The organism is Pseudoalteromonas sp. SG43-6, assembly GCF_014164365.1.
Taxonomy (GTDB): domain Bacteria; phylum Pseudomonadota; class Gammaproteobacteria; order Enterobacterales; family Alteromonadaceae; genus Pseudoalteromonas; species Pseudoalteromonas rhizosphaerae.
The window spans coordinates 85,667-112,172 of record NZ_JACJEZ010000007.1; the positions used below are offsets into that span (position 1 = coordinate 85,667).

Here is a 26,506-nt window from a genome sequence, read left to right on the forward strand (position 1 = left end):
TATAGACAAATGATTTACCGTTATAGCGTATTAAGCACTAATACTAATTTTATTTCTGCCGTCAGATTTTGCTCTATATAAAGCCGTATCAGCGGCACATATTAGCGCTTCGCAGGTGCGGTATTGGTTATCAAATTCGCAGGCAATACCTTGGCTCACACTTACTTTAACTTCTGGCGGTAGGCCAATATCAGTAAATGACATCGCATTAATTTGTTGTTGAATATGTCTGGCAACAACTGCGGCACTATCACGGTTGCAACGTGGCAGAATAACAGCAAATTCTTCACCGCCATAGCGAGCGGCTAAACAATCTCTTGATGGTATACATTGCAAAATAACCTTGGCTATTTTTTGTAAGCATTTATCACCTTTTATATGGCCATAGTTGTCATTAAACTTTTTAAAATAATCAACATCAATCAGTATTGTGCTCAAAGGCTGGTGGCTTTGAATACTCTCTGCCCAAAATTTATTTAATGACTCATCAAGCATAAAACGGTTAGCAAGGCCGGTTAAGTGATCAGTCGATGCTTGTATTTTTAATTGATTAAATACTGCTTTGTGTGCACTTAAATCATGTAATACACAAACGTATAGCTTTTGTGCACAGGCAATGCTTTGTGGCATGTTAGAAATAGATAAATCGGCTTCAATTATACTGCCATCTAATTTATTTATTTTAACTTCATTTGGGCCAAAGTTAAGGCGGGTGTCTTTTATATCAAGCCAGTTTAATAACGTGTACATGTATTTGTCACGATCTGTTTCGTGCAAAAACGGCAGTAAGCTTTGGCCAATTAACGATTGTTGTGAGTCACCTAAAAGTTGCGCCGCCATCGGATTAACAAACTCAAACGTGCCTTGTTCATCGATAACAAAAATACCTTCGGCAGTGCCATTAAATAGTTCTATTAATGCGCCAAACTGTATGTGTGACAGGCAGGTCGACAATGTTTTACCCGCAGCTTTTGATTGCTGTGTTGTATTAAGTGCTTGGTTATTATTATTTGTTTGCTTAGACACGTTTGATCCTTACGCTTTGCTATACGTTTTTGGTGTCTATAAATTTACTTAAAAAAGTGCAAATAAACCTTCTGGTAATCTTCTGGTTTTAAGGTGTTGATTTTTATTGTCTTATTTTTTAATTTGCACAGGTTTTTAACTAACCTATGCAAAGTATTCAGGCGTTATTAGCCTGTTTTAGTTAGGTTCTTTCTTATTTTCAATTTGTGGATCCGGGCTTTTGTAAGTTTTACCGCCGCGTTCTACTACAAAACGCATGCAAGTACGGCCGGTATTTTCATTTGAATCATAAACACAAATGGCTCTACCCCCTTTTATTAATGCGCCTGCAAAGTCTTCTTTAGGGCAAGGCTCTACAGAGCCTTCTACCTCAGAGAACTCAACATCAACGAATGTGATGCCGTCATTGGTCGTGTTATCTCTAATGATATAAAGGCCAATTGAATTGGCATCTACAACGCTGCCACCACCGCTAACTACTTTGTCATTTTCATAGTAAGTTATGATCGCTTCGTCATTGTCGTTTATAGTAATGTCCACGTTAAATATAAATGGAGTTAAGGTTGGAAGCATGTTTTTTCCTTTTTGATTGTTATAGTTCAAAGTTACTGATGCCCAATTTAATTAGGCTGTTTTTTAAGCCTGTAATCTCGGCGTCTCTATTTAAGCAAGTATGCGCTTTAATGAGTGGGAAGGTATAGTATATACTTTTGCTTTTTTTATTCTCTAAAGTGATAAGTATATTTTGGCAATATTGTTTTCTTTTTTCTTCGTTTGGAGTGAGTTTTGCATTAATTAAATATAATTTTACTAAAATAGAGGTAAAGCTAGTTTCGTCAAATCGAGTTAGTTGTTCTTTATAATCATCACTTTGTTCAAGTGCTGTTAAAAGTGCTCTAGCTTTAGGCTCAAAACCTCGTTGTAAAAAATATTCAATCAAGCTTATTTGGGTATTAATTACTTCTGTACTCCTAAAACCCTCTTGCGCTATAAAGCTTAGTATGTCATCCACCTTGCTATTAACCTTTTTATCATCAGATAACATTAATTGCAAAGCTAAAAATCTATAATAATAGCGCTGAATTTGATTATTATCAGGGTCTTGTATACGAGCTTGGTTGATGGAGTCAGTCGCAAGCTTAGCTTTTTCATACGCTGCGCTTTTATCAGTAAAGTAACTTAATAAATAGCTTTGCTGTATATATTGATAAGCAAGAGCACTGTGCAAACTGGCATCGTTTGGGTATTGTAACAATAGAGTCCCTAGCTCGTTAGCAGCGCTATTAAGCATGCCCAATGCTTCATTAAAGTTACCTAATTTCTCATCAGTACTGGCAAGCCAGCTAATTGTATCTGTTTTATCACGTAATAAGTTTTTATTGTTGGGTTTAAGCTCGAGTGCTTTGTTTTTAAGATTTAGCGACTCTGTGAAGCTTTGTTTTGCAGCAGCATAGTTAAATTGTTTTAAATATAACGAGCCGAGAGAGTTATGTGAATAAGACAACTCCATAATGGAGTTAAAGTCATTGGGTGCTAGGGAGTACATTGTTTCACTATAGGCTTGGTATTTTTTAAACATTGGCTCTGTGGCAGCGTAATCACTTTTATCATAATGAAGCTGCCCTAACCAAAAGGCATTGGCACCCGCAAGCGTTAATAACTCTAAATTATTAGGCTGTATTTTTAATAAAGCCTCAAGGCGAGTGCGGGCGTTTTCAAACGCGGTATAGGCCTCACTGGTTTTACCGCGGGAATAGGCGACTTCCCCCATTGCCTCAAGGGTTTGCGCGTATTGAAAGCGGTTGTTAAATTCGGCTTTTTGGTCGTTAAAACTAAAAAATGATGCTTCATCTTGTGCTTGATTAGTAAAATACTCCAGCGCTTTATTGCTAATACCATCGAGCAAATCCATACGTTTAACGCTACGCAGTTTATCGGCAAATTCACCCACCATAAAACCAAGTAGGCTTTCGGCTTCTAAGCGCTGTTGCTGCGCGACTTGCTCGGCGTGGTAGCTGCGTACGCTCATAAAGGTGGCTATAAAACTGAGTAAAATAAGTGCAACCGCGGTGGCTTGTAACACTGTTTTTTTACGTTTTGCCCTGCGGTTTGATGCTTTAATTAAGCTCAGTTCAGCAGCGCTGAGGGTAAACATAGCGTTATTTATCAGGCTTTGTGCTTCTTGTAACGGCTTGCCCTGGGCTAATAAAAAGTCGGCATGTTTTTGCTCGTTTAACCAACGCTCGGTGGCGATTTGCAAGCGACTTTTAATGGCTAAGCTTTGTTGGTGGTGGTTTATCCAGTCTATGGCACGTTGCCACTGACGTAGTAGCGCTTCGTGTGCCAAACTAAAACAGGCTTGCTCGTTTTTAAGGTGCGATACAAATAAGCGGCTATCGACCATCGCTTGTGCAAGTTGTGTTTGTGCCGGGGTGGTGAGTTCATCCCAACGGGCTGCGCGGCTGGTGAGGGTTTCGCCATCGGCGTGCAGGGTAATTAGTTTTGATAATACCAAGCTCAGCTGGGATTGTTGTTGCTTGGGCAGTTGTGTAAAAACGTGCTCAGCTTTTTGGCCAATCGCGCCTTCAATACCGCCCAATGCTTGGTATTGTGAGACTAATAGCTCATCGTCTTCGCTGCGCTGTAAGTACAGTTGTTGCAAAGTGTATTGCAGCATTGGCAGGGCGTCGGGGTTATTGGCGGTTTCGTTACAGAGTATTTCATCCAGTGGGGTTTGGTGCTCAGGGTCAAGCTGCCAACTAAGCCCTGCGGCTAAAGCTGGCAGGCGGATCATCTGTTTTAATTCAGTGCGAGTGGGAGGCAGTAAGTCAAAATGGGCGCCATTGGCTTTGCCCGCCATTAAGCTAGGTTGATTAACCACTTGCGGATAAAAGTCATTTCGACAGGCGCTAAATATAATCATGCAGTTACTGGTGGCCAGTAACTCTATAATTGTTAAAAACTGGCTGCGCTCTTGCTCGCTAAATACTGGCGACGACAGTAATACTTCAAGGCGGTCAATAAATAAAAATAAATACGGTTTTATATGGGCTGTTTGGCTTTGCTTTACAGCCATTTGGCAACCCTCAATAACTTGCTCGGGCGCGTTTTGTAATAACTCGCTCAAAGTGTCGGCACTCATATCACTAAGCACCGGGGCGTCGTTGATTTCTAAATCAAGTAGGGTAGAGGCTAAATCGAGAAATAACCGATCTTTAGTTATATCAGCAAAATCAAGTTGGCAGTATGACTCAACCCGAAAGCCATCAAAGCCTGATTCACTCATTAATGCCGGTAATATACCTGCATTGACTAAAGATGATTTACCTGAGCCACTAGAGCCGAGCAATAAGCTAAAAGCACGGCCAAAACTTATTTGTGCCGATACCCGTTGTAATAGTGTATTTATTTGTTTGCTGCGGCCAAAAAAAACATCGGCTTCATTGGGAGTAAACGCGCTTAAGCCAACAAAGGGTGAGCTGCCTTGCCATTTACTATGGCTGGCTTTTTGTTCTTCATCGAGAGGGAGCTCTATTTTGGCGATAACGCGGTAGCCGCGCTTGCGGATTGTCTCTATGTATTGCGGATCACTGGCTTTGTCGTCAAATGCTTTACGTAATTGCGTGATAACTTTGTGCAATGGATTATCGCCCACCGCAACAGTGCGCCAACAATGGTTAATGATCTCGTCACTGCTAACTAATTCTCCTTGTTTTTCGCATAATAACAATAAAACATCCATCGCTTTGGGCTCAAGTTGTTTGACTTGCGCACCTCGTCGTAAGCTATTGGTGGCAGGTGTTACTTGCCATTCACCGACAAAGAAAACAGATTTACGCATGCAGGGCTCATCATTGTTATTGTTAAAATTGAGGTTGCTTTAAACAGCTTTGTTTTATCCTACTGCAAGCAATAAGTTAATACAATATTCTGAGTTAAACGTTAAAAAGCTTTATTAAACAGTCACGGTACAAGCTATGTCTGCTATACATTACTTTATGTAAAGCTTGCTTGACTTTTCTGTGAGCCTCAACAATACTTAGTCAAGTTTACTTGACTAAAAAGGCGAGAGCATGAAACAACAAACAGGATTAACATTCAAACAACGCAACAAACTAAACGCTGTTTATTTAGCAAAGTGGACTCTGGCGTGGGTTTTAACTTTGGCGCTTGCGTCATTCGGGCCATTGTTGCTGTGGGGCGAGCAGAACACGCTACTTAGTATAGTGGCAATTATGGTTAATGTTTTCGCAGGTATTATGATGATTATGGCAAATAAACGCCATTTAGCTGGCTTAGATGAATTGCAGCAACGGTTACATTTAAATGCGATGGCGATTACCTTAGGAGGGAGTTTAGTATTTGGTTTAGCATACTCGGTATTACAAACGAGCGGGGTAATTTCGTTTCGACAAGGGATTTCCCATTTAGTGATGTTTATGGGGATAACTTATTTAGTGTCTGTCGTAGTGATGAATAAACAACTTGGCGCTGAGGACGAAGAATGAAAAACCGCCTTAAAGTATTGCGCGCAGAGCATGACCTTACTCAGGCAAAATTAGCAGAGCTACTTGATGTATCAAGGCAAACGGTGAATGCTATCGAAAAAGGCAAGTTCGATCCTAGTTTACCATTAGCGTTTAAAGCAGCTCGTTTATTTAAATTAAAAATTGAAGATATCTTTCAAGATGAAGAGGTATAAATTCTACACTCTGCGTGCTTAAAGTACGCAGAGTGTAGTGCTGTTTATGGGGCAACTAATTGCGGTTTTTGTTTACCCATTTGCAATGCACTCAGTAACCACATGATAAATCCACCAGCAAATAACACTGCGGCGACATAGCCGGTTTGATTAGGTTGCGCGCCTTGTGCAATTGCTAAGCCGCCAACCCAAGGACCAATTGCATTTGCAGTATTGAATGCGCATTGTACAAGTGCGCCAATCATTGCGTGCCCATGCGGAGATACATCCATCAACATAGTTTGGATAACTGTGCCAAGTCCGACACTAAAACCAATAAAAAATATAACTGCATAAAGTAACCAAATGTTATGGCTTGCCATTACATAAGTTGTAGCAAAAACGATTGCGCCAACAAGTGCTATACCAGTGGTTTTAAGGGGCGAATGATCCGCCGCTTTACCTAAAATATAGTTTCCCAGCGTACAACCAATACCGAACATAACCATTGCAATTGATATAGTGTAGGCTGGTGTGTGGGTGACCACTAAAATTGTATCGGCAATATAAGTATAAATGCAAAACACCCCGCCAAAGCCAACAATAATGATCCCTAAAATTGACCAAACCAGCTTATTTTTCAGTACGCTCAACTCGCTTAATAACGACGAAGGGGCTGAATTTTTTGTGTTTGGTATGAACTTTACAATTAGAATTAACGCAACAAGTGCCAGCACTGCGGTGCCCGCTAAACAATAACGCCAACTAAAATTTTGACCGACTAAAGTAACCATAGGCACGCCAACAATCGTTGCTATGGTAAGGCCCATAAATACTTTAGACATAAAGCTGGCGCGTTTATTGGCAGGTGCTATATCTGCGGCTAATAAAATGGCAACAGCAAAATAAGCTCCGTGGGGTAAACCACTTAAAAAGCGAAATAATATAAGCTGCTCTAACGAATTAGCAAATGCGCTTAAGCCGTTAAATATAAACATCATCGACACAAATAATAGCAAAGCATTACGCTTGCGCATGTTTGCTGTGGTGATCATAAAAAACGGTGCGCCGATCACTACGCCAATCGCATAGGCGCTAATGGTATAACCGCTTTGTGCTGGTGTTGAGGCAAATGTTTCGCTGAACAATGGCAGCATCGGCATCATCGAAAATTCCGATAATCCTAAAATAAAAGTACCCAGTGCAAGTACTAACAAAATAGCGGTAGTGCTTAGCGTATTGTTCACGACGCTAGGTTCAGGTGACATAGATAACCCTTGTAAAAAGACTGACGACAAAATATGAATGATTTATTTAATAAAAAGCAGGAAACTGCAATTTTGAAGAACCAATTAAACCGCGATTGTATGATAAAAATAAGTCAGCGTCTTGCACTAAAAACAGTGTATTTAGAGCAGAAAATACGATTTTAGATTGCAGTGTTTTTGGCTGAATAGGAACGTTCTAATTTTCAATGACTTGATATATTCACCTTGGTTATTAAGCGTCATGCTGATGAAAAATAAATTTTCAGTGGTCGTGGCTATTTTATGTTTTTAGTGTTCTAACAGCCTTTTAAAAGTTATTAGCGTGTTTAAAATAAGAACAATAAACATCGAGTCAGAGCTTGGGGTGCGACAATTTGTCGCGTGTTCAGTGTTGTCGTCAAGTTATATACTTTGCTTATCTTAAACCTGCTGTAATTAAAGAATAAAATGAGTAACCACAATCCACCTATCAATTCACGTTATGCACTTTCTCCGTTAGCACTTTGCATTGCGAGTTTAGTCTCTCCTTATGTACTGGCTGATGATTCAATTGAAGTGATTGAAGTACAGGGCCAAAACGTTAACAGCCATGCAAATTTAGGTTCTGCTGAACAGCTTTTAACTGAGTTGGGGGTGGATTTCTCTGCGGCAGGTGGCATTTCTAGTTTACCTATATTAAATGGCATGATGGGCGATAGAGTTAAAGTACTGGTCGATGGCGCAGATATTACTGCGGCCTGTGGCAATCAGATGAACCCACCATTATCTTATATTTCGGCTAATCAGCTATCGTCTTATCAAGTGATTGCAGGTATTTCGCCAGTAAGCGCTGGTGGCGATAACATTGCCGGCGTTATTGTAGTAAACACCATTGCTCCGCAATATGGTGAGAGTGATATGTTAGTGTGGCATTCAGGTTATGTGTCGGCGCAGTATCGCAGTGTAAATAATGCGCAAGCGGTTGGTGTTGGCGCACGACTTGCCAGTGACAGCTTTAGTTTAAATTATCAAGGTGCCTTTGAAGACGCTGATAGTTATGACGATGGTAATGGTGATTTAGTATTAGATACTCTATATCGCGTGCAAAATCATGCATTAACCGCAGCGCTGCGAGATGAAAAACAACAGCTAGTGGTTAAATTAACGCATCAAAAAATACCCTTTCAGGGCTTTGCTAATCAATATATGGATATGACGGATAACACCAGTTATGGCATAGTCACTCAGTATAAACGCCAGCTTGAAAGTGGTGAGTTTCGAGCGCAAATAAACTTTAATGATGTAAAGCACGAAATGGGTTTTTTCAGCGCTGAAAAAACCGGCATGATGCCGATGAATACCGACGCGCAAGATATCAGTTATCAACTTAATTGGCGTTTAGACTTTGATGCTGACACTGTATTACTGCTCGGCCAAGAATACTATGGTTACCGCATTGATGATTGGTGGCCTGCGATTGAAGGCTCAATGATGATGGGGCCTAACGACTATGTAAATATTAATGACGGTGAACGTGACCGCTACACCGGTTTTGCTGAGCTGCAAAAGCAGCTAAATAACAAGTGGTGGGTCTCTGCTGGTACGCGTATTGAATATGTGCAAACGGATACCGGTGAAGTGCAGCCATATTCAGACATGGGTGATGGCATGAATGGAATGTCAGGTATGGGAAGTATGCCAGCAATGAATATGGCAGATCCAAATAAAGATGCTGCAAAAGAGTTTAATGCCATGGATCGCGCGCGCAGTGACACGCTTGTGGATGCCAGCCTATTATTACGCTACCAAATTACTAATGAAGATGAACTACAATTTGGCTTAGCACGTAAAAATCGTGCGCCTAATTTATATGAACGTTATAGCTGGGGTGTCAGCACAATGTCGACCAGTATGATTGGTTGGTTTGGTGATGGTAATGGTTATATTGGTAACCCAGACTTAGTAGCCGAAACCGCGCATACCATCAGCACCAGTTACACTAAATCGGCAGAAGATGGTCAGTGGCAAATAACAGCTAACGCTTGGTATACCCAAGTAAATGATTATATTGATGTTACTGTTGTTGGCAGTACTAACCGCACAGATAAGGCATTAACTGAGCGTAATACCCTGCAATTTACCAATTTAGACGCCACACTTTATGGCACTAAGCTTGAAGGTATTATCCGTGTTGTTGATAGTAAAAATGCAGGCACATGGGATTTAACCGCCGCGCTTAATAGCACCCATGGCGAGCGTGATGACAGTGATGAGCCGTTATATCAAATAATGCCACTGCATAGCAAAATAGCCCTTGAGCAACAACTCGGTAAATGGCAAAACTCATTGAGCTGGGAGTGGGTAGATAGCAAAACGCGTGTAGATCCACGTCGTATTGAAAATCTATCAGCCAACTATAGCTTAGTGAATTTAGCAACCAAGGCGACATGGGATAAGCTAACAGTTAAGTTGGCAATTACTAATTTACTTGACGAATACTACCAGCAGCCTTTAGGCGGAGTCAGTATTGCCCAGTTTAATGTGGATCAAGGCCAAGGCTTTAACCAATTAGCAGGACAAGGTCGCTCGGTTAATGCCGGTATCAGCTACGCATTTTAAGTAAACTACCTAAATGTAGCCATGATGTTTAGCATGGCTACATTATAGCTGATCACAAAAATCTATAAACTGCGTTAGCAACGGGTTTTTATATTTGTCTTTATGCATTACTAACCAAAATTGCCTTTGCATAGGGTGGTTTAAATTAAGTTTTGTAACGCGGCCATCTTGTAAAGCGTATTGTGCCGCGAGTGACGATAAACATCCCAGCCCTAACCCTTCAGCAACGCTGTTGATCAATGCCTCTGTGGTATTGAGCTCAAAACTTTGGCTCCAATTATCGATATGTGTAGCGAGGTTTTGTAAAAAGAATGAGCGTGAACCAGAGCCGGCTTCCCTTAATACCCATTCGCTGTTTGCTAAGTCATTAAAACTAAGCTGTGGTTTTTTAGCTAAAGGGTGGGACAGCGGCGCAATAATACACATAGTGTCTTTACTAAACACGGTTGAGACTAAGTCGCTTTGCTGGGCTTGGCCCTCTATTAGTGCAATGTCGAGTTCAAAATCGCGCAGTTTTTGACAAATAAGCTCAGAATTTGAAATAAAAACTTGCTGTGAATAATGCAGCTGTTGTTGGCGAAATCCACTAAGTATAGAGGGTAACACATGATTACCAATGGTATCGCTGGCACCTATTTTTAAGGTGCCGCTGGCTTTTGCGTGGGACGAAAAAAGCGTATTAATATCATTTGCTCTGTGCAGTAATTCATCGGCCAAGGGCAGTAATTTTTGCCCTTCTTGATTTAAAATTAAGCGATGATTTACTCGGTCAAACAGTGGGTGACCTAACTGCTTTTCAAGCTCGCTAAGCGCCATGCTCACCGCCGCTTTAGACAAGTAAAGCCGCTCAGAGGCTGCGGTAAGTGTTGCATGCTGAGTAATACCTACAAACACTTTAAGTTGTTTAAGAGAAATATTCATGAGCTTGGTGTTTAATTTTTATGAACATGTGTTCTATATAATTAGATTTAACTAAACAAAATGCAAGGTTAAACTTCTTTATAAGATAAACAGTGAGTGTGGAGTATAAACATGTTTAATTATATAAAAGCCAAAGTAATAACCGCACCTACCCCAATGGGTGGATTAGCATTAGGCATAGCCAGCCTTGGTTGGGCTTGGGAAAATATGTTTAATGTAAATGGCGCAGCGCAATACACTGGGGCGGCAATTGCGAGCGCATTATTATTAATACTTGGCTTAAAATTTTTACTGTACCCACACTTATTAAAGGCCGATTTAGCGCACCCTGTTGTAGGTAGCGTTGTGCCTACTTTTGCTATGGCAACGTTGGTGGTATCTAATTCGTTAGGGCACGTTAATCCATTAGCAGGGGATGTGCTTTGGGTAGGCGCATTTTTATTGCACTTGGGATTTTTATTGAGCTTTATTATTCATCGTGTTCGTGAGTTTAAAATTGAGCACATGGTGCCAAGTTGGTTTGTACCACCGGTGGGTATTATTGTTGCCGATGTCGCGTTCTCGGGTAACCCAGCACTGTTGTTTTTAGCACAAGCAGCACTTTATTTTGGCATGTTAATGTACGCAGTTATGTTGCCGTTAATGATTTACCGGATAATATTTGCTGAGCAAATTCCTGATGCTGCACAGCCCACATTAGCTATATTAGCTGCGCCGGCAAGCTTATCGTTGGCGGGGTATTTCACTGTAGTGACCCAGCCGTCGCCAGTGATAATTGGGGGGTTATTTGGTATTGCCATACTAATGACACTCATTATTTATACGGCATTTTTTAAATTACTACGCCGCAGGTTTTGCCCTGGGTTTGCTGCATTTACCTTTCCCATGGTCATTGGTGCTACGGCGTTATTTAAACTCGCGGATTGGATGCTAACTATGAATGTTGATGTACAGTTTATAAACCAAATACATCATTTAGCGGTAGTTGAATTGCTAGTAGCAAGCGCTGTGGTTGGCTATGTAGCGATCCGTTATACGCATTATTTTAGTTCCTTGGCTTTAAACGGCTTGAAGGTGTGAAATTGTAATAGTATGAATACAGAACGAAGAGGCAATAATGAGATTTTGCCTCTGCGGTTAATTATTATTTTAGCGGCAAGTAAATATCAGTTATTAAATCACACTCATCTACTTCATGAATGAGATTTAAGTAATGAAAGAAGCACGGAAAATCTCTAACTTCTTCAGTGCTGTTTGGTAACCATTGACGATATAGATAATAAACAGTGTCGCTGATAGTGTCATGACTGCCAAAGTGCTTGACTAAAGCGCAGCGACCTGCCGGGATCTCACCATTTCTTACGCCATATTGATTATCGCTAATTGGTTGCTTGACGCTGCCGGCGAAGTCAAAGCGAAAATCGTTGTCGTCAGTCACCGCAGGATCGCTATAAGGGATGCCATAAGTATCACTGGTTTTTACCGGTGATAAGCCTGACTCTTTTCGCCATTTAATAAACTGTGCGGCTGTTTCCATAAGCTTAGTGGCCGAACCGTTGTGGGTAAGCAACGCAACAGCTTGCGGTGCAAAGTGAACAATTTCTACTTTCATATTACTAACCTTTAATTCAGGTATTTTAAAGTCAAACTGCGCATGCCAATGTGGCCAGTTTGGTGTGCTTCTGAATTGAGTTGGGGATTGAGCAAAAACACGTTTGAAAGCACGACTAAAAGCTTCAGGACTTTCAAAACTTGCCTCTAATGCAATATCAATAATGCGTTTGTGATGCTCAAAAGCAAGCCGATAAGAGGCGCGCTTTAAGCGAGCAAATTGCGTGTACTTAGTAACGCTTACCCCCATTATTGAGATAAATAAACGATGAAAATGAAATTTAGAACAATAGGCAACGGCACTTAAACTATCTAATGTAAGTGGCTCATCAATATGGTTTATACCCAAGCCACCTCAAGATGCAGAATTCAGCGTTTCACAGGTGCTTAATATCAAGGCGTTACTTTGCAAGAATGGCAGTCCCTTTTAAGAAGTAACAACGATGAGAGTATGTGCCTGTGAAACGCCCAACGGGTTGGTTTAAAAGCGATTTATACTGCGTTATTAATTTTAATAATAGAACCACTATTACTTGCAATCAATGCCTTGCCTAAATCGCTTTTAATTCCAACTGAAACTTGCATCTTGAGGTGGTTTGGGTATACGTAACCACAGACATGATGGATGCGCTGTAGGTGCGTGTTTTTCATAGTTACTCGTTATACTTTTATTCAGAAGTGGCGTCAGTGTGACAAAGTAAGAGAATGCCTGCCTGATTGAAATTGCTCAAGTTGCTTTTTAAATAAAAAAGAGCCCAAAGGGCTCTTAACTGGGGGAATTAATAAGGATTGATAGGGGAGTAGAAGTTATTGTTATTACCATTAATGCTCACGTCTAGTTGCATACCATTATGAGCGTGGCTAACCACATTGTAATTATCACCAGGTAGTAGCTTTACTCTATTAATATTTTGATAGTTTACTGGGCTCCCACATTGCAATGTCACTCTTTGCGTATTAGCGGTTTCTTTAAAGATGTAAACTTCATTGCTGCCGTCAACAACACCTGTACCAGAGGCATCGATGAACAGTGAGGTTGCCTCACTGGCTGCAATAGAAAAATACTGATTGCTGTGATGGCCTAAAGACACGATGGCACGCCCCATTCTGTCACGTTCTTGGAAGTGCGTATCGGTTAAGCTGTTGTTTAATACAGGCACATCAATAAATCGACTGCTGAAGTTAAGTGTTTCGTGGCAAAAGTCAGTGACTACTTCATCTGATACTGCGCCAGCAACGCCATCTGGGTCGTACACGCTGTTTGCCATTAACGCCATGCCTGCAGACGTTCCGCCAACGACACCGCCTTTATCAAAAACGTGTTGCACAGCGGTTTGTACTTTTGTACCTTGCCATTGATTAAGATAATCTGATTGGTCACCGCCTGCAATCCATACAAATTCGGCGCTGCGGATAGCCCAGTCAACATAGTCATCATTCGCTTTGTTGCGAGTATCAATGATCAGTGTTTCTACTGAGTCGGCATTCATTAAGTTCAGTAAATAATCGTTGTAGGCGTCAGTACCTGAGGTTCTAAGCACAACAACATCGGCACCGCTGCCAACATGGTTAGCAACGCGATTACTAAATGCTTGATCAACATCGCTGCCACCACCCATCAGTAATACAGCACCTTGATCAGCTGTTAATGTGCTGCATGAATCAGCACTGCCACCTTGTAAATATGCTTGTAATGAACTTGGCTTTGCAGGGCGAGAGCTATAGCCACAATCACCGCTGCCACTTCCGCCACCGGTGTTACTACCTTCACCAAAATTGACCGTTAAATCGTACCAACCTGTACCGGAGTAACGCGTTACTTTTACATAATAAGTACCCGTTGATTGTGCGTTATAACTGCCTGTTTCTGGAACATTACTGGTCGCCCCTTCGGCAACAGCAGATCCTATTTCTTGGTATAATGCCCAGTCAAAATCATCGTTAGTGTTGTGCTCAAGGCTGACCTCAATAGGCCCGACTTGAGTTACTTCAAAGCTAAACCAATCAGTATCATTGCGGCTCAACGAGCCTGCAACGGTGGTATTACTACAAAGTGGGGAATTTGCATTGCTTTCAGTGTCGTTTGATTCAACTTCGTTTGTTAAACAAGCATTACTTGCAAACGAAAAAAACATGCACGCGGCTAGTGTTCCATTAAGAATTGAGAGTTTTCTTTTCATTATTGTTACCTGAATTTTAATTACATAGAAGCCTTCCTACTGCGAGGCATTATTGCTTTTAAATTATTCAGGTTTTTTTATTCGTCGAACCATTCACTTAAATGATAGTTGACAGAACATTCTTGAGGAGCACTAGGAGCGATAATAAATAATTTGTTCATTTATGCCTCCTAAGTGATTATTGGTGTGTTTCAGCATTGTTGCTGAATATTCAACATTACAGTTAGGTGTGTAATTTGCAACTATTTATTAACTTTTATTTTATTTAAATCTCAAGTTTATGTTTTTATTGGTTTATCAATTCGCTTCATCGTTTAAAGTGTCTATTTGCTGTTCTTGAGCGAGTAGTGCCAATCTTTCACGTTCAGCTTTAGACACATAAGCAGGCTTATTACTTTTATGTAATTTTGCATTTGCGCGCTTATCTTTGTTATTAAACTTTGTAACGATTTTCTTTCTGCGATTCATGATCGACCCCATAATTTTAAGATGCGCATTATACTTCGTTGTATGCAAATATGACTAATAAATTTATAAAATGTTTGTTATGTGGGCATTTTAAATGCTCTAACACATTAAAAATTTAGTTGCTCAAAAGTAACAAGATTTACTGATAGCTCATTTATTTTAGAAACTCAACTATCCCTATACTATTATCGTTTATATCTCCTGCGTTTTCTGTAATACCCCTTACTAATTTGATGACTAATCTTGCTCTTTTTAAAATTCTCAACTATTAGATATTATTGATTTTTGTTACTAAATGGTAGTGAATAGTAGTCACAATTAAAGTGTGGCTGTTAAAGAGTAGTGTTGTTAATTCTATGATTTAAATAGCTAATAAGAATGATACAGTCAAAGGATAAAATGATGTTTTTTAAGTCAAAGAATGCTGTTTTAGATAAACATAAACAAACTGACCCAATGACCTCTCAGGCTCAAAAAGAGCTAAATGCAATTAAATCTAATATAGCTTTTATTAGTTTTACAGTGGATGGCATCATTGTTGATGCTAATAAACATTTTTTAGATGTAATGGGGTTTAAGCTTAGTGAGATTGTTGGCCAACATCATAAAATATTTTGTGATTCAGACTATGTAAATTCTGAGGACTATCGCCATTTCTGGCAAGATTTAAGTGCGGGTAAATCATTTGGTGGTACTTTTTTACGTTTTACAAAAACTAAGGTTCCTATTTATTTAGAAGCAAATTATTTTCCAGTTGTAGAAGATGATGGCAGCGTAAGTAAAGTTATTAAAATTGCCAATGACATCACGACTATAAATAATGTGTTGAAAAACAAAGATGCAATTCTTAATGCGCTAGATCTATCGTTAGCAGTCATTGAGTTTGATACACAAGGAAATATTTTAGATGCTAATGAAAACTTTTTATCAACCGTTCATTATTCACTTGAAGAAGTAAAAGGAAAACATCATAAAATATTTTGTGATAAAGAGTTTTATCTTAAAAATCCAGAGTTTTGGCAGAGCCTTAGTAAGGGACGATTTAATTCAGGTCGTTTTAAGAGATTTAGCAAAGATGGTCGCATTTTGTGGCTTGAGGCAACTTACAATCCAATCTTTGATGAAAACGGTAAGGTATATAAAGTTATTAAGTTTGCATCAGACATAACAGAGCGCGTTAACTTAGCATTTAACACGATTGATCAAGCTGCGACTATTTCAGAGGAAACCAGTCAAGTAACTTCCAATGCAGTAAATATTTTAGGCTTAGCTGTTGAAACATCAAAAAACATTGCTGAACGAGTTAATAATGCAACGGCAACAGGGAAAGAGCTTAAAATACAGTCTAAAAGTATAGTTGATATTGTGGTTACTATTCGATCTATTGCAGATCAAACAAACTTACTTGCACTTAATGCTGCAATTGAAGCTGCTCGAGCTGGTGAAGCTGGACGTGGCTTTGCTGTCGTTGCTGATGAGGTGCGCACACTTGCAAGTAATACCGCAGAATCGACCGCAGAGATAGGCCGTGTCGTTGAGCAAACTCAAGCGTTGATAAGTCAAATGGATGAACTATTAGGATCTGTCGCTGGTATTGCAAACGAAGGGCAAGAAAGTATTTTAGAAGTATCTCAAGGGTTAAGTGAAATTACGCAAGGGGTTAAACGTTTTGTTGAAATGGTTGATCAGATGAAACCTTAAGTTTCTTACAGCCTATTATTTACCTAGCTGCTTTGCTCTATGTTTTATTAATAATAAGTTGTCGGTCTATCGCAAAGCATTGTTCGTTATTAAGCCAGAGCGTTATAATTGTGATTCTTAGTTGTTAATTGAATGGGACTTGTTTTGAAAAAATTAGCTTTAGCTAGTATCGCTTTATTGGCCTTTAACGCACATGCAAAATTAAATAAGATTAATGACAGCGTTGCTGATTATGCTGTAAATACCTACCAAAGTGCGCAAATTCATACCTTAGCTAATTTAGTATCATTCCCGACGGTTAATAAAGACGGCATCAATACTCCTGATAATCCCGACTTTATTGGCTTTAAAGCTTTGTTAAAAATGAAAGCTGCTGAACTTGGTTTTGATTACCAAGATTTAGGTTACACCGTACTTATTGGTATGGGGCAACAAACTGAAAAGGTAACCATAGTAACCCATGGCGATGTGCAACCTGCCAACGCAAGTAAGTGGAAAAAAAGCCCGTTTGAAATAGATAGTACCTCAGAGCCAGGTAAATTAATTGCGCGTGGAACAGAAGATGATAAAGGTGCTATCGCGACCGCTTTATATGCAATGAAAGCTATAAAAGATCAACAGATCACACTTAATAATCGTATTGAGTTGATGATTTACTTAGCTGAAGAATCTGATTGGGGTCCGCTTGAAGAGTTTATGAAAAGCTATCAGCAGCCTAAATATGCGGTTACTATTGATGCGTCATACCCGGTGGTTGTCGCGGAAAAAGGTTGGAGCTTAATTGCACCAACGTTTAATGCTACCTCAGCACAAACAGGAGTGTATGTAAGTGAACTTACTGGCGGCGCTTTTAAAAGCCAAATACCAGAAGATGCGAGTGTGGTGTTACATAACGCCGATACTGCGTTAGTCAGCAAACTTAAACATGCAGCGAGTGCGCTTAACGCTGTGGAATTTAACTTTAGCGAGCAAGCTGATGGTGTTGTTATCAGCGTAAAAGGGTTGTCTGCTCATTCATCAGAGCCAGAATCTGGGGTTAACGCCATTGCTTACTTAGCGGAAGCTTTTAAAGGTATTGAGCTTGAGAATAACAGTGATGGTCAAGCAATTGCGTTTATTAATCAGCTAATTGGTCTTGATATACATGGCAAACAGTTTGGTGATATTGCTTATAAACATGACTTTATGGGACCTATGACAGTAGCACCAACGCTTATTGAACGTGATGGTAATGAACTCACACTCGCTGTGAATTTACGTCGTCCAATGGGTAAAGATGAAGCGGTATTACGTACGCAAATTGATACCGCACTGAGTAATTGGCAAGTGAGAAATAACGTAAAGTTATCTGGTGTTGATGTGGTGATTGGCACGCCAATGTTGCTCGACAGCGCACCTCATGCACAAGCATTATTAGATATTTTTAAACACTTTACCGGTGATCAAGAGGCTGGATTTGTATCTATTGGTGGCGGTACCAATGCAAAGTTATTTGATAATGCAGTATCGTTTGGGCCATCAATGCCAGGCAAGCGCTACACCGGTCACTCAGAGCATGAGTTTATTACAGTTGAACAACTTAAGCTCAATCTTAAAATGTATACAGCAATGATGATAAAGCTGGGTAATATGTAACTTAGGTCGTCATACACACAAAGTAAAACGCCGCTAAATTGCGGCGTTTTTTTACTTCTAAGTCGTTAATTAAGCTAAGTTAACGTTTCAAAGTAGTCGTTCATTTACAATTTTTTATATTAACAACGTTGATTTTCCATAAAACACTTAACATTTACGCGACTAAATGATAAAAAGTTTTATCGCCTACTGCGTTTAAAATAAATGGATAGTTGTAATGATGGAATTTTTAAACTTAGCGCTTACTTTCCCCACCGTTATTTTTTCAGCCCTGTTGTTAGTTGTGATGTTGTTTTGGCTAATAACCCTTATTGGCTTTGCTGATATTGACATGTTTGAATCAGATCTAGAAATTGAAGCCGATGCGTCGCAAAGCTCAGGCTTGAGTTCATGGTTTAGCATGGGGTTTGGTGGCATACCAATTACTGTATCTATTAGTCTCGTAGTGATGAGTAGCTGGTTGATCAGCATCTATGCCCATAAGTTTTTTGCCTACCTGTTAGGCGATGGTATGTGGTTTTATATTTTTGGCGTGCTAATGCTGGGCGTTTGTTTGCTGATTGCTATGCCAATTGCGGCCATTATTTCTCGGCCATTACAGCGCTTTTTTAGCAGCGCACAAACCTCGCAAAGTTCAGATTTACTGGGTTTAGAATGTGTTGTTGTTACTGGCAAAGTAACAAATACATTTGGCCAAGCACGGGTTAAATTTCAAGGTACTGAGCAGTTACTTGAAGTTAGAGCTGAAAATGACGAGCAATTTACATCAGGTGACACAGCGGTGTTGCTTGAACACCTCAAAGAGCAACACTGTTACATTATTACCGCCAAACCTTGGTAATACCCTAGTTTATTTAGGGGTAAGTAACACATAATAAATCGATAATCACGTTAGGACATAACATGGAATTTTTAGATAATCTCATACCTATATTGACATTTGTAGGTATAGCAATCGCTGTTATTTTTGCTATTTTGCTAATTATCGGCAAGTTTTATCGCAAGGTAGAGCAAGGCCAAGCACTGATCATTAATAAAATGAAGAACGAGCCCGATGTCACCACTACGGGCGGAATTGTTTATCCTGTGATCCATAAAATGGAAGTGATGGACATTTCAACCAAGCGCATGGTGCTTGAGCGTAAAGATAAAGGCGGTTTGATCTGTAAAGATAATATTCGCGCCGATATCGCCATTACTTTTTATATTCGTGTTAACGAAAACAAAGAAGATATTTTACGCGTTGCTAAGCAAGTCGGTTGCGCCCGTGCATCAGAGCACGCCACATTGCAAGAATTGTTTGAAGCGAAATTCTCAGAAGCACTTAAAACTGTTGGTAAGCGAATGGATTTTGTTGAGTTATTTACTCACCGAAATGAATTTCGCGATAATATTAAAGAAGTGATTGGCCAAGATTTATCGGGTTATTCACTTGAAGATGTTGCTATTGATTACCTTGAACAAACGTCAATTGATAAGCTCGATCCGCAAAATATTCTCGATGCCGAAGGTATTCGCCGCATCACTGAAATGACAGCAGTACAAAATGTATCTACCAATCAATTGAAGTGTGATGAACGCGCTAAAATTGAGATCCAAAATCAAGAAGCCACCGAAAAGTCACTGGAAATTGAGCGTCAAAAGCAAGATGCCATGTCACGTCAAGTGCGCGAAATTGAAACCGTGAAAGCCCGCGAATATGCCGAAGCTGAAAAAGTACGCCAAGAAGAGCGCTTAAAATCAGAGCAAGCCCGCATTCAAACAGAAGAAGCGATTGGCATTAGCGAGCAAAATAAGCAACGTGAGCTTGATATTGCCGAACAAAACCGATTACGCGTTTTGGGTATTGAAGAAGAGAAAGTTGCTCGTTCACGTGAAATTGAAGTGATCGAACGTGAAAGAGAAACCGAAATCCTGCGCATCAATAAAGAAAAAGCACTGGAAGTAGAACGTAAAGAAATTGCCGATGTAGTGCGTGATCGCGTGATTGTTGAAAAATCAGTGGCTGAAGAAGAAGAGCGCATTAAAGATGTGAAAGTACTCGCAGGTGCAGAGCGCGAGAAGAGTGCGATGATCATTCGTGCCAAAGCCGAAGCCGAACAGTCATTAGTAAAAGATATCGAAGCTGCAAAAGCGCAAGAGCAAGCCGCAGAATATAAAGCTCGTGAGCTTGAAACAATGGCCAATGCAGAGCTTAGAATTGCTAATCAACAAGCTGAGTCGAAAAAGATTTTGGCGCATGCGCAACAAGTTGAAACAGCTGCTAAAGGGCTTGCTGAAGCGGATGTTATTAAAGCGAAGGCCGAAGCAAATGCAATTCAAGGTGAAACTGATGCTAAAGTAATGCGTCAAAAACTTGAAGCTGAAGCACAAGGTAATCGTGAAATTGGTTTATCTCAGGCGCAAGTACAAACAGCCATGGCTGATGCGAATGAGAAACAAGGTGAAGTGGAAGCGATTAACCTAGAGCGTAAGATGCGCGCCGAAGCAAAAGGCCTTGAAGAGAAGCTACAAGCCTTGAACGCAATGGATCAAGATGCTCGCGATTACGAAAGCTTTACGCTGCAGCTTAACCAGCAAAAAGAGCTCGTATTGGCAAAAATTTCGGCCAGCAAAGACATTGCTGAGCACCAAGCACATATTATGGCGAAAGCCTTAGGTAATGCTGATATTAATATTATGGGCGGCGATGGTCAGTTCTTTAATCAATTTATGAGTGCAATTAGTTTAGGTAAATCAATTGATGGCTTAGTTGATGAAAGTAAAACCGTACAAACCGTATTTAAAGATCACTTAAATGGTGATCGTAATTTAATTGAAGACCTAAAAGGGGTGTTAGCTGGGGCGAATGGCTCAGCCGAAACACTTAAAAACTTCAACATGAGTAAGTTATTAAAGCAGTTAAGTAATACCTCTGCGGCTGAAAAAAGCCAATTACTAAGCATGTTAGGCGGTAACTTAGGTGGTGGGTTAGATGAGAAAATTAAACTAGATCCAAAAGACTAGCTTAATTTCTAAGTTCTCTCGTTGTAGCCGCAATAGTTTAACTATTGCGGCTAACTTCTATTAAATTTCAGGATAGGTTTCATGACGGACGCAACTCAACAAGCGCTAGAACAAGGCTCGTACGATTTAATTAAACGCCGCTTAAATAATTTTGGTGCTAGTTTAAAAACGCAAATAGATGATGTAAATACACAGCGTATTAACGAGTTTGGTAGCACTGATCTACAAGTAAAAGGGCGTGTTCGCGTTCGTACGGAGCAAAATTGTACCCCGCGCGATATCGTGATTATTGGCGATAAAGTTATCTTTGCTTACAACGTATTTTTGGGATTAAAAAAAGAAACCGCAATCAGTGATGTATTTAGTGTACAAAAGTTGGTGGAGCAAGACGACCATTACGAAATTGAGCCTTACCCAGAGACAACGCGTTTTTTAACCGATAGTCGTTTTATTCGTGATTTTGAAGAACTGTATACCTACTACAAACAAACCAGCCTACAGCATTTATATCAACAAAATGGCAAGCTATTTGCTCTATTCCAAATCGGTGACAAGTTATCGGATGTGCGGGTTTTTCGCTGGGAAATTCACCCAGACAACACCATTAATTATATCGATAACCGAGGTGAGCGTGATATTCAACACGCACATGACTATGATTTTGAATGGCTCAAAACTGACCGAAGTAACCACATAGAAGGGCGCCACGCTCATATCAACATCGCGGACCAAGTGTTTGTTGAAACCATTGGCGGTTCACTGACCATTAAAATAGAAAACAGCACTGACACCGGTGAAGGGATTTATCAAGAAGCTGTTGATGATAAAAACCAATCCCTTGCTGACAGCGAAGTTGAGTACGCGCTGGTAGGCGACTTAGTGCTGCTAAAAATTCTCCCATACCGTGAAAAAACATGGCGTTACTTTATTTATAACACCCGCACTCAGCAGGTCATGCGCCAAGATGCAATCGGCAGTGCATGTGTTACTTTACCTGAAGATCACGGCATTATTTTCCCTGGCGGTTACTACTTACAATCAGGGCAAGCACGCTCGTTTGAAGAGCAAATAGAAGATTTAGAATTTCACCGACATATAAAGTCACCAAACGGCGAAGATGTTTTATACGTGTTTTACGAGCCAAGTGAAGGCCGTTACGCGCTATTTGCCTATAATATTATTGATAAAAACCTGCAAAATCCAATTTATTGTCACGGTTATGCTATTTACAACGATGGTATAACGCTGACTTTTAAAGCCGATAAAGACCAAGCGGAGCGAGTACATCCGATTCAAATTTGGCAAAGCCCGTTTGTATCGGCTGAATTTGCAGCCAATGCGCCGCCACTTACTAGCTTTTTTGGTAAAATAGGTAACCCCGATTTAGTTCGCGGTATTTCTGATTTATACAGTGTCTGTAAAGCCATTAGCGAGCAAAGCCCGACTTTATTTCATTACGAAGATTTAATTGCCCTTAGCCGGAATATCTTTGACCGTTACCATTGGCTTAACGAAAGCGAATTTGCGAAAATCGCACAAAACCTACACAGCATCAATGAAACCGCTGAGCAAGTGCTTGATGAGTTTGAAAAAGTCACCGAGATTCAAAACAAAGCCAAGCAAGCCTTGGTGGATATTAATAAGCAATACACTGATGTAACCCGAGAAGTACGTCCTGATAGCTTTAAAGTAGCACCGCAATTTGTGCAAGGTATTGATGCATTAAAAATGCTCAAAGGGCAAGTAATAAGCCTTGAAGATATTAAATATATAGATATTGCTGCACTGAATAACTTACAAAGTGAAATTGATACACGGCTGGTTGAAGTAAGCCAAGCAACTGCCGCGTTTTTACAACAAGACAGCGCGCTGGCGCCGTACCACGAAAAACTTAAAGAGCTTGAAGAGCTAAGCAGTAAAAGCGAAAGCGTTAGCGAGCTGAAGACCTATATCGCACAGTTAGATGCGCAAAGTGTAGAGCTGGATTTACTTAACCACACTATGCTTGATTTAGACATCGACGACAGCCGTGTGCGCACGCAAATCCTCGAAGATATCAGTGCTGTTTATGCGTTGGTTAATCGTGCTAAAGCGAGCATTGAAATCCGTCAAAAGAGCCTTGGCAGTGTTGAAGCTAAAGCTGAATTTGCCGCACGCTTTAAGCTTTTTTCGCAAAGTATTACCAACGCACTAAATAATGCTAAAACCCCAGAGGCGTGTGACGAGCAACTTTCACGTTTGCTTATTCAGCTTGAGGAGCTGGAATCGCAATTTAGTGATTTTGACGAATATCTGACAGAGATCATTGCCAAACGTGATGACGTATACGAAAGCTTTGAAGCGCATAAACAAAGCTTAATTGATACCCGTCAGCGCCGCGCATTGAATTTAGCCAATGCCGCCGAGCGTATATTGCAAGGCGTTAACCGCCGTGCGCAAAGCTTTACTGAGCTTGATGCATTAAATACTTATTTTGCCGCCGATCCTATGATCAGCAAGCTTCGTGCATTGACTAGTGAGCTTAAAGAGTTAGGCGATGAAATTCGTGCCGATGATATCCAATCAAAGCTAAAAGCCAGTAAAGATCAGGGCATACGTTCGTTACGTGATAAACAAGATATTTTCACTGACGGCGGCAATACAGTCAGTATTGGTAAGCACGCTTTTAGTGTTAATAAGCAATTACTCGATTTAACCTTATTGCCGCGTGACGAGCAGCTGATGCTGCACTTAACGGGTACTGATTATTTTGAGCCAATAACAGATGAGAAAAGCTTACAAACGTTACAGCAAAGCCGTCATTTGTGGCAACAAACATTAGTTTCTGAAAGTGAGGTGGTTTATCGTGGTGAGTATTTAGCTGCACAAATATTACTCGCTTGTGAAAACAGTGAGCATTCGCTGACTTTTGCACAATTAGAGCAGGCACAACGAGATAAACAATTATTGCAGCTGGTGCAAAAATTTGCTGAACCGCGCTATCAAGAAGGCTATGAAAAAGGCATTCATGACCACGATGCATGGGCAATTATTGACACCTTATTGACGCAAAAAAATAGTCTGGATTTACTTATTTATCCGGCTAGTTGTCGTATTATTGCGCAGTTATTTAGTGCGCAATTGTCATCTGCACAACTGAACGAATATTTCCATCAAGCGAGCAATGCTATTTTGATGGATAAACACTTTGCTGCGACCAATTTTATCGGCACGTTAACCGCGCAGTTAAGTGAACAGATCAATGCCTTTTTAACTCAAGTTAGCAAATTATCTGCACGTTTTGCTGATTTATCCACTGACTTGGCCGCTGCTTATTTAGTGCAACAATTAGCGCAACAAAAAACGGCAGAGCAACAGCTATTTATCGTTTCTCAACAAGCTAAAAATTTAGCTGAACAGTTTAGCAGTGACGCTAAAGCCAAAGGTTATAGCAACGAGCTTGCTCAGGCCTGTGAAAACGTAAAGCAAACTGATGAGCGGGCATTATTATTTTTAAGTTGGCTTAATGCGTACTGCATGCAAAATCCTAAAGTGTCGGCGATGGTGCAGGCGGAAGCGGCTAACTACTTGCATCTCAGTGCCACCACAACATTAAAATACACTGTGTTGGACGTCACCCCAAACACCCAAGTTGAGCGTTTAATGGGGCAGCATAAACGAGTGCAAGAGCAAACTTTACATGTTGATTATGCAGAGTTTTATGCCAGAACTCGTAAATACATCACTGAGCAAGTACCGGCTTTTGAGCAGTATCATGCACTGCGCAGTGATATTTTAGCGGCGCAAAAAGAGCGCCTGCAACTTGAGGAATTTAAAGCCAGGCCACTTAGCTCGTTTGTACGTAATCAGCTGATCAATAAAGTGTACTTCCCAATTATTGGTGATAACTTAGCAAAACAAATTGGCTCAGCAGGTAAAAACAAACGCACTGATTTAATGGGCATGCTATTACTGATCTCGCCGCCAGGTTACGGTAAAACAACCTTAGTTGAATACGTTGCTAACCGTTTAGGGCTGACTTTTGTAAAAGTAAATTGCCCGTCGATAGGGCACGATCAGGTGTCACTCGATCCTGCTCAAGCCATTAATGCTACTGCTGAAAAAGAGATTGCAAAAATCAATCAGAGCTTTGAAATGGGCAATAACGTGATGCTGTATTTAGATGATATTCAGCATACTAACCCTGAGTTTTTACAAAAGTTTATTTCTTTGTGTGATGGCTCAAGACGTATTGACGGGGTGTGGAACGGTAAAAGTAAAACCTATGATTTACGCGGTAAAAAGTTTGCCGTAGTGATGGCAGGTAACCCGTATACGGAATCTGGTGAGAGCTTTAAAATTCCTGATATGTTGGCAAACCGCGCCGATATTTATAATCTTGGTGATACCTTAGCCGGGTGTGAGCAAGAGTTTGCCATGAGCTTTATAGAAAATGCGCTAACATCTAATGCAGTATTAGCGCCATTGGCTAACCGTAACATGGAAGATTTATATAAGTTAGTGCGGATGTGTCAAGGCGAAGATATTTCATTAAATGAGCTTGAACACGGCTATTCACAAGCGGAAGTTAACGAAATTAAAGCGGTACTCAGCCGATTAATCACTATTCGTAATACCGTACTAAAAGTGAACGCCCAGTATATTGCCTCAGCCGCGCAAGATAATAATTATCGCACAGAGCCGCCATTTAAATTGCAAGGCAGCTACCGTAATATGAATAAAATGGCAGAAAAAGTCGTTGCTGCCATGAATGACGAAGAGCTAGAAAACTTGATTTGTGACCATTATCGTGGTGAAGCGCAAACACTCAGTAAAGGCTCTGAAGAGAACTTACTTAAACTCGGTGAACTGCGTGGCACCTTAAGCGCAGAGCAGCAGCAGCGCTTTAGTCAAATTAAAGGTGACTTTGTACGTTTAAATAAACTTGATGGCGCAGGCAGCCCGGTGATGATGGCGGTGGAGCAAATGGGCTATTTGCATCAATCACTGGAAGAGATTGCCGGTAAACTCAGTAAAAACAACCTAAGCCACGATTACAGCCAGTTATTACAAAGTGTTGGTGTGAATATTCAAGGTTTAGATAATAAACAAGCAATTAGTAGCATAGCGCAATCGCTTGATAATGGTTTTGTGCAAACGCCTTATATGGCAAGTTTAGAGCAATTAAGCCGTGCTATAGCTGGTAATAACTGTCAGCCACACTTGCAGGCGTTAATTGAGCAACTTGCAGCCCTTGATAATAAAGAGGCTGTGAATGCGCTAACTGCAGCGGTTACCAGTAACAATAACCAAACGTCATTTACTGAGCTTGTTAATGCAATTAACCAACAAACTCAAGGTATCAATAATAACAATGTGCAGGCTCAGTTTGAAAAATTGATTGCTGCATGGGGCGCGAAATAGCATTTAAA

The 26,506-nt window shown here is 40.4% G+C and carries 16 protein-coding genes and 1 pseudogene; 9 read left to right on the top strand and 8 right to left on the bottom strand.

Annotated features, from left to right (window positions below; translation table 11 throughout):
- Nucleotides 1–30: 30 nt before the first annotated feature.
- The 3 genes from H5201_RS04805 to H5201_RS04815 all read right to left on the bottom strand — a co-directional run bounded on the left by H5201_RS04805 (nt 31) and on the right by H5201_RS04815 (nt 4,867).
- A complete protein-coding gene (locus H5201_RS04805) occupies nt 31–1,026 on the bottom strand; it encodes a GGDEF domain-containing protein (protein WP_182783815.1) in 996 nt (331 codons plus the stop codon).
- A 177-nt stretch (nt 1,027–1,203) separates the two neighbouring features.
- A complete protein-coding gene (locus H5201_RS04810; protein WP_182739399.1) occupies nt 1,204–1,599 on the bottom strand; it encodes a DP-EP family protein in 396 nt (131 codons plus the stop codon).
- A 19-nt stretch (nt 1,600–1,618) separates the two neighbouring features.
- On the bottom strand, nt 1,619–4,867 hold the full coding sequence (locus H5201_RS04815) for a winged helix-turn-helix domain-containing protein (protein ID WP_182783817.1): 3,249 nt from the start codon (nt 4,865–4,867) through the stop codon (nt 1,619–1,621).
- A 232-nt stretch (nt 4,868–5,099) separates the two neighbouring features.
- On the opposite strand from H5201_RS04815, the gene H5201_RS04820 reads away from it, so the two are divergent.
- Nucleotides 5,100–5,534 carry a hypothetical protein gene (locus H5201_RS04820; protein ID WP_182717028.1) on the top strand — a complete coding sequence of 145 codons (435 nt, stop codon included), beginning with the start codon at nt 5,100–5,102 and terminating at the stop codon, nt 5,532–5,534.
- Nucleotides 5,531–5,728 carry a helix-turn-helix transcriptional regulator gene (locus tag H5201_RS04825; protein WP_145237509.1) on the top strand — a complete coding sequence of 66 codons (198 nt, stop codon included), beginning with the start codon at nt 5,531–5,533 and terminating at the stop codon, nt 5,726–5,728. The genes H5201_RS04820 and H5201_RS04825 overlap by 4 nt, the downstream gene beginning before the upstream one ends.
- A gap of 44 nt (nt 5,729–5,772) precedes the next feature.
- On the opposite strand, the gene H5201_RS04830 is transcribed toward H5201_RS04825, so the two are convergent.
- Nucleotides 5,773–6,975, bottom strand: coding sequence for an MFS transporter (locus H5201_RS04830; RefSeq protein ID WP_149980869.1), 1,203 nt, complete (start codon nt 6,973–6,975; stop codon nt 5,773–5,775).
- Between the two features lie 447 nt (nt 6,976–7,422).
- Between H5201_RS04830 and H5201_RS04835 the strand changes: the two genes are divergently transcribed.
- Complete coding sequence (locus tag H5201_RS04835; protein WP_182783819.1) at nt 7,423–9,573, top strand: TonB-dependent receptor; 2,151 nt, start codon at nt 7,423–7,425, stop codon at nt 9,571–9,573.
- Nucleotides 9,574–9,615: 42 nt separating this feature from the next.
- On the opposite strand, the gene H5201_RS04840 is transcribed toward H5201_RS04835, so the two are convergent.
- On the bottom strand, nt 9,616–10,494 hold the full coding sequence (locus tag H5201_RS04840) for a LysR family transcriptional regulator (RefSeq protein ID WP_182717031.1): 879 nt from the start codon (nt 10,492–10,494) through the stop codon (nt 9,616–9,618).
- Between the two features lie 111 nt (nt 10,495–10,605).
- Between H5201_RS04840 and H5201_RS04845 the strand changes: the two genes are divergently transcribed.
- A complete protein-coding gene (locus H5201_RS04845) occupies nt 10,606–11,574 on the top strand; it encodes a TDT family transporter (protein ID WP_182717032.1) in 969 nt (322 codons plus the stop codon).
- A gap of 64 nt (nt 11,575–11,638) precedes the next feature.
- On the opposite strand, the gene H5201_RS04850 is transcribed toward H5201_RS04845, so the two are convergent.
- From H5201_RS04850 to H5201_RS04865, 3 genes are all read right to left on the bottom strand, one after another.
- Complete coding sequence (locus H5201_RS04850) at nt 11,639–12,454, bottom strand: GyrI-like domain-containing protein (protein WP_220497016.1); 816 nt, start codon at nt 12,452–12,454, stop codon at nt 11,639–11,641.
- Nucleotides 12,455–12,884: 430 nt separating this feature from the next.
- Nucleotides 12,885–14,285: a pre-peptidase C-terminal domain-containing protein gene (locus tag H5201_RS04860; protein WP_182783821.1), complete on the bottom strand. Its 1,401-nt coding sequence runs from the start codon at nt 14,283–14,285 to the stop codon at nt 12,885–12,887.
- Nucleotides 14,286–14,582: 297 nt separating this feature from the next.
- Nucleotides 14,583–14,753, bottom strand: coding sequence for a DUF2986 domain-containing protein (locus tag H5201_RS04865; protein ID WP_182783823.1), 171 nt, complete (start codon nt 14,751–14,753; stop codon nt 14,583–14,585).
- Between the two features lie 471 nt (nt 14,754–15,224).
- Here H5201_RS04865 and H5201_RS23445 point away from each other — a divergent pair.
- From H5201_RS23445 to H5201_RS04890, 5 genes and pseudogenes are all read left to right on the top strand, one after another.
- Nucleotides 15,225–16,454 (top strand): annotated as a pseudogene (locus H5201_RS23445) (methyl-accepting chemotaxis protein); the annotation flags it as partial.
- 144 nt (nt 16,455–16,598) lie between these two features.
- Nucleotides 16,599–18,089: a dipeptidase gene (locus H5201_RS04875; RefSeq protein ID WP_182783825.1), complete on the top strand. Its 1,491-nt coding sequence runs from the start codon at nt 16,599–16,601 to the stop codon at nt 18,087–18,089.
- Between the two features lie 217 nt (nt 18,090–18,306).
- A complete protein-coding gene (locus tag H5201_RS04880; protein WP_257325469.1) occupies nt 18,307–18,930 on the top strand; it encodes a YqiJ family protein in 624 nt (207 codons plus the stop codon).
- Nucleotides 18,931–18,992: 62 nt separating this feature from the next.
- A complete protein-coding gene (locus H5201_RS04885; protein WP_145237480.1) occupies nt 18,993–21,095 on the top strand; it encodes a flotillin family protein in 2,103 nt (700 codons plus the stop codon).
- Nucleotides 21,096–21,176: 81 nt separating this feature from the next.
- Nucleotides 21,177–26,498, top strand: a complete 5,322-nt coding sequence (locus H5201_RS04890; protein ID WP_182783827.1) for a DNA repair ATPase — start codon at nt 21,177–21,179, stop codon at nt 26,496–26,498.
- Nucleotides 26,499–26,506 lie beyond the last annotated feature (8 nt).

Bases quoted from the DNA above. Each gene is read 5' to 3' on its own strand.
- H5201_RS04810 (WP_182739399.1), bottom strand. From the start codon at position 1,599: ATGCTTCCAACCTTAACTCCATTTATATTTAACGTGGACATTACTATA.
- H5201_RS04815 (WP_182783817.1), bottom strand. From the start codon at position 4,867: ATGCGTAAATCTGTTTTCTTTGTCGGTGAATGGCAAGTAACACCTGCC.
- H5201_RS04820 (WP_182717028.1), top strand. From the start codon at position 5,100: ATGAAACAACAAACAGGATTAACATTCAAACAACGCAACAAACTAAAC.
- H5201_RS04825 (WP_145237509.1), top strand. From the start codon at position 5,531: ATGAAAAACCGCCTTAAAGTATTGCGCGCAGAGCATGACCTTACTCAG.
- H5201_RS04830 (WP_149980869.1), bottom strand. From the start codon at position 6,975: ATGTCACCTGAACCTAGCGTCGTGAACAATACGCTAAGCACTACCGCT.
- H5201_RS04835 (WP_182783819.1), top strand. From the start codon at position 7,423: ATGAGTAACCACAATCCACCTATCAATTCACGTTATGCACTTTCTCCG.
- H5201_RS04840 (WP_182717031.1), bottom strand. From the start codon at position 10,494: ATGAATATTTCTCTTAAACAACTTAAAGTGTTTGTAGGTATTACTCAG.
- H5201_RS04845 (WP_182717032.1), top strand. From the start codon at position 10,606: ATGTTTAATTATATAAAAGCCAAAGTAATAACCGCACCTACCCCAATG.
- H5201_RS04860 (WP_182783821.1), bottom strand. From the start codon at position 14,285: ATGAAAAGAAAACTCTCAATTCTTAATGGAACACTAGCCGCGTGCATG.
- H5201_RS04865 (WP_182783823.1), bottom strand. From the start codon at position 14,753: ATGAATCGCAGAAAGAAAATCGTTACAAAGTTTAATAACAAAGATAAG.
- H5201_RS04880 (WP_257325469.1), top strand. From the start codon at position 18,307: ATGATGGAATTTTTAAACTTAGCGCTTACTTTCCCCACCGTTATTTTT.
- H5201_RS04885 (WP_145237480.1), top strand. From the start codon at position 18,993: ATGGAATTTTTAGATAATCTCATACCTATATTGACATTTGTAGGTATA.
- H5201_RS04890 (WP_182783827.1), top strand. From the start codon at position 21,177: ATGACGGACGCAACTCAACAAGCGCTAGAACAAGGCTCGTACGATTTA.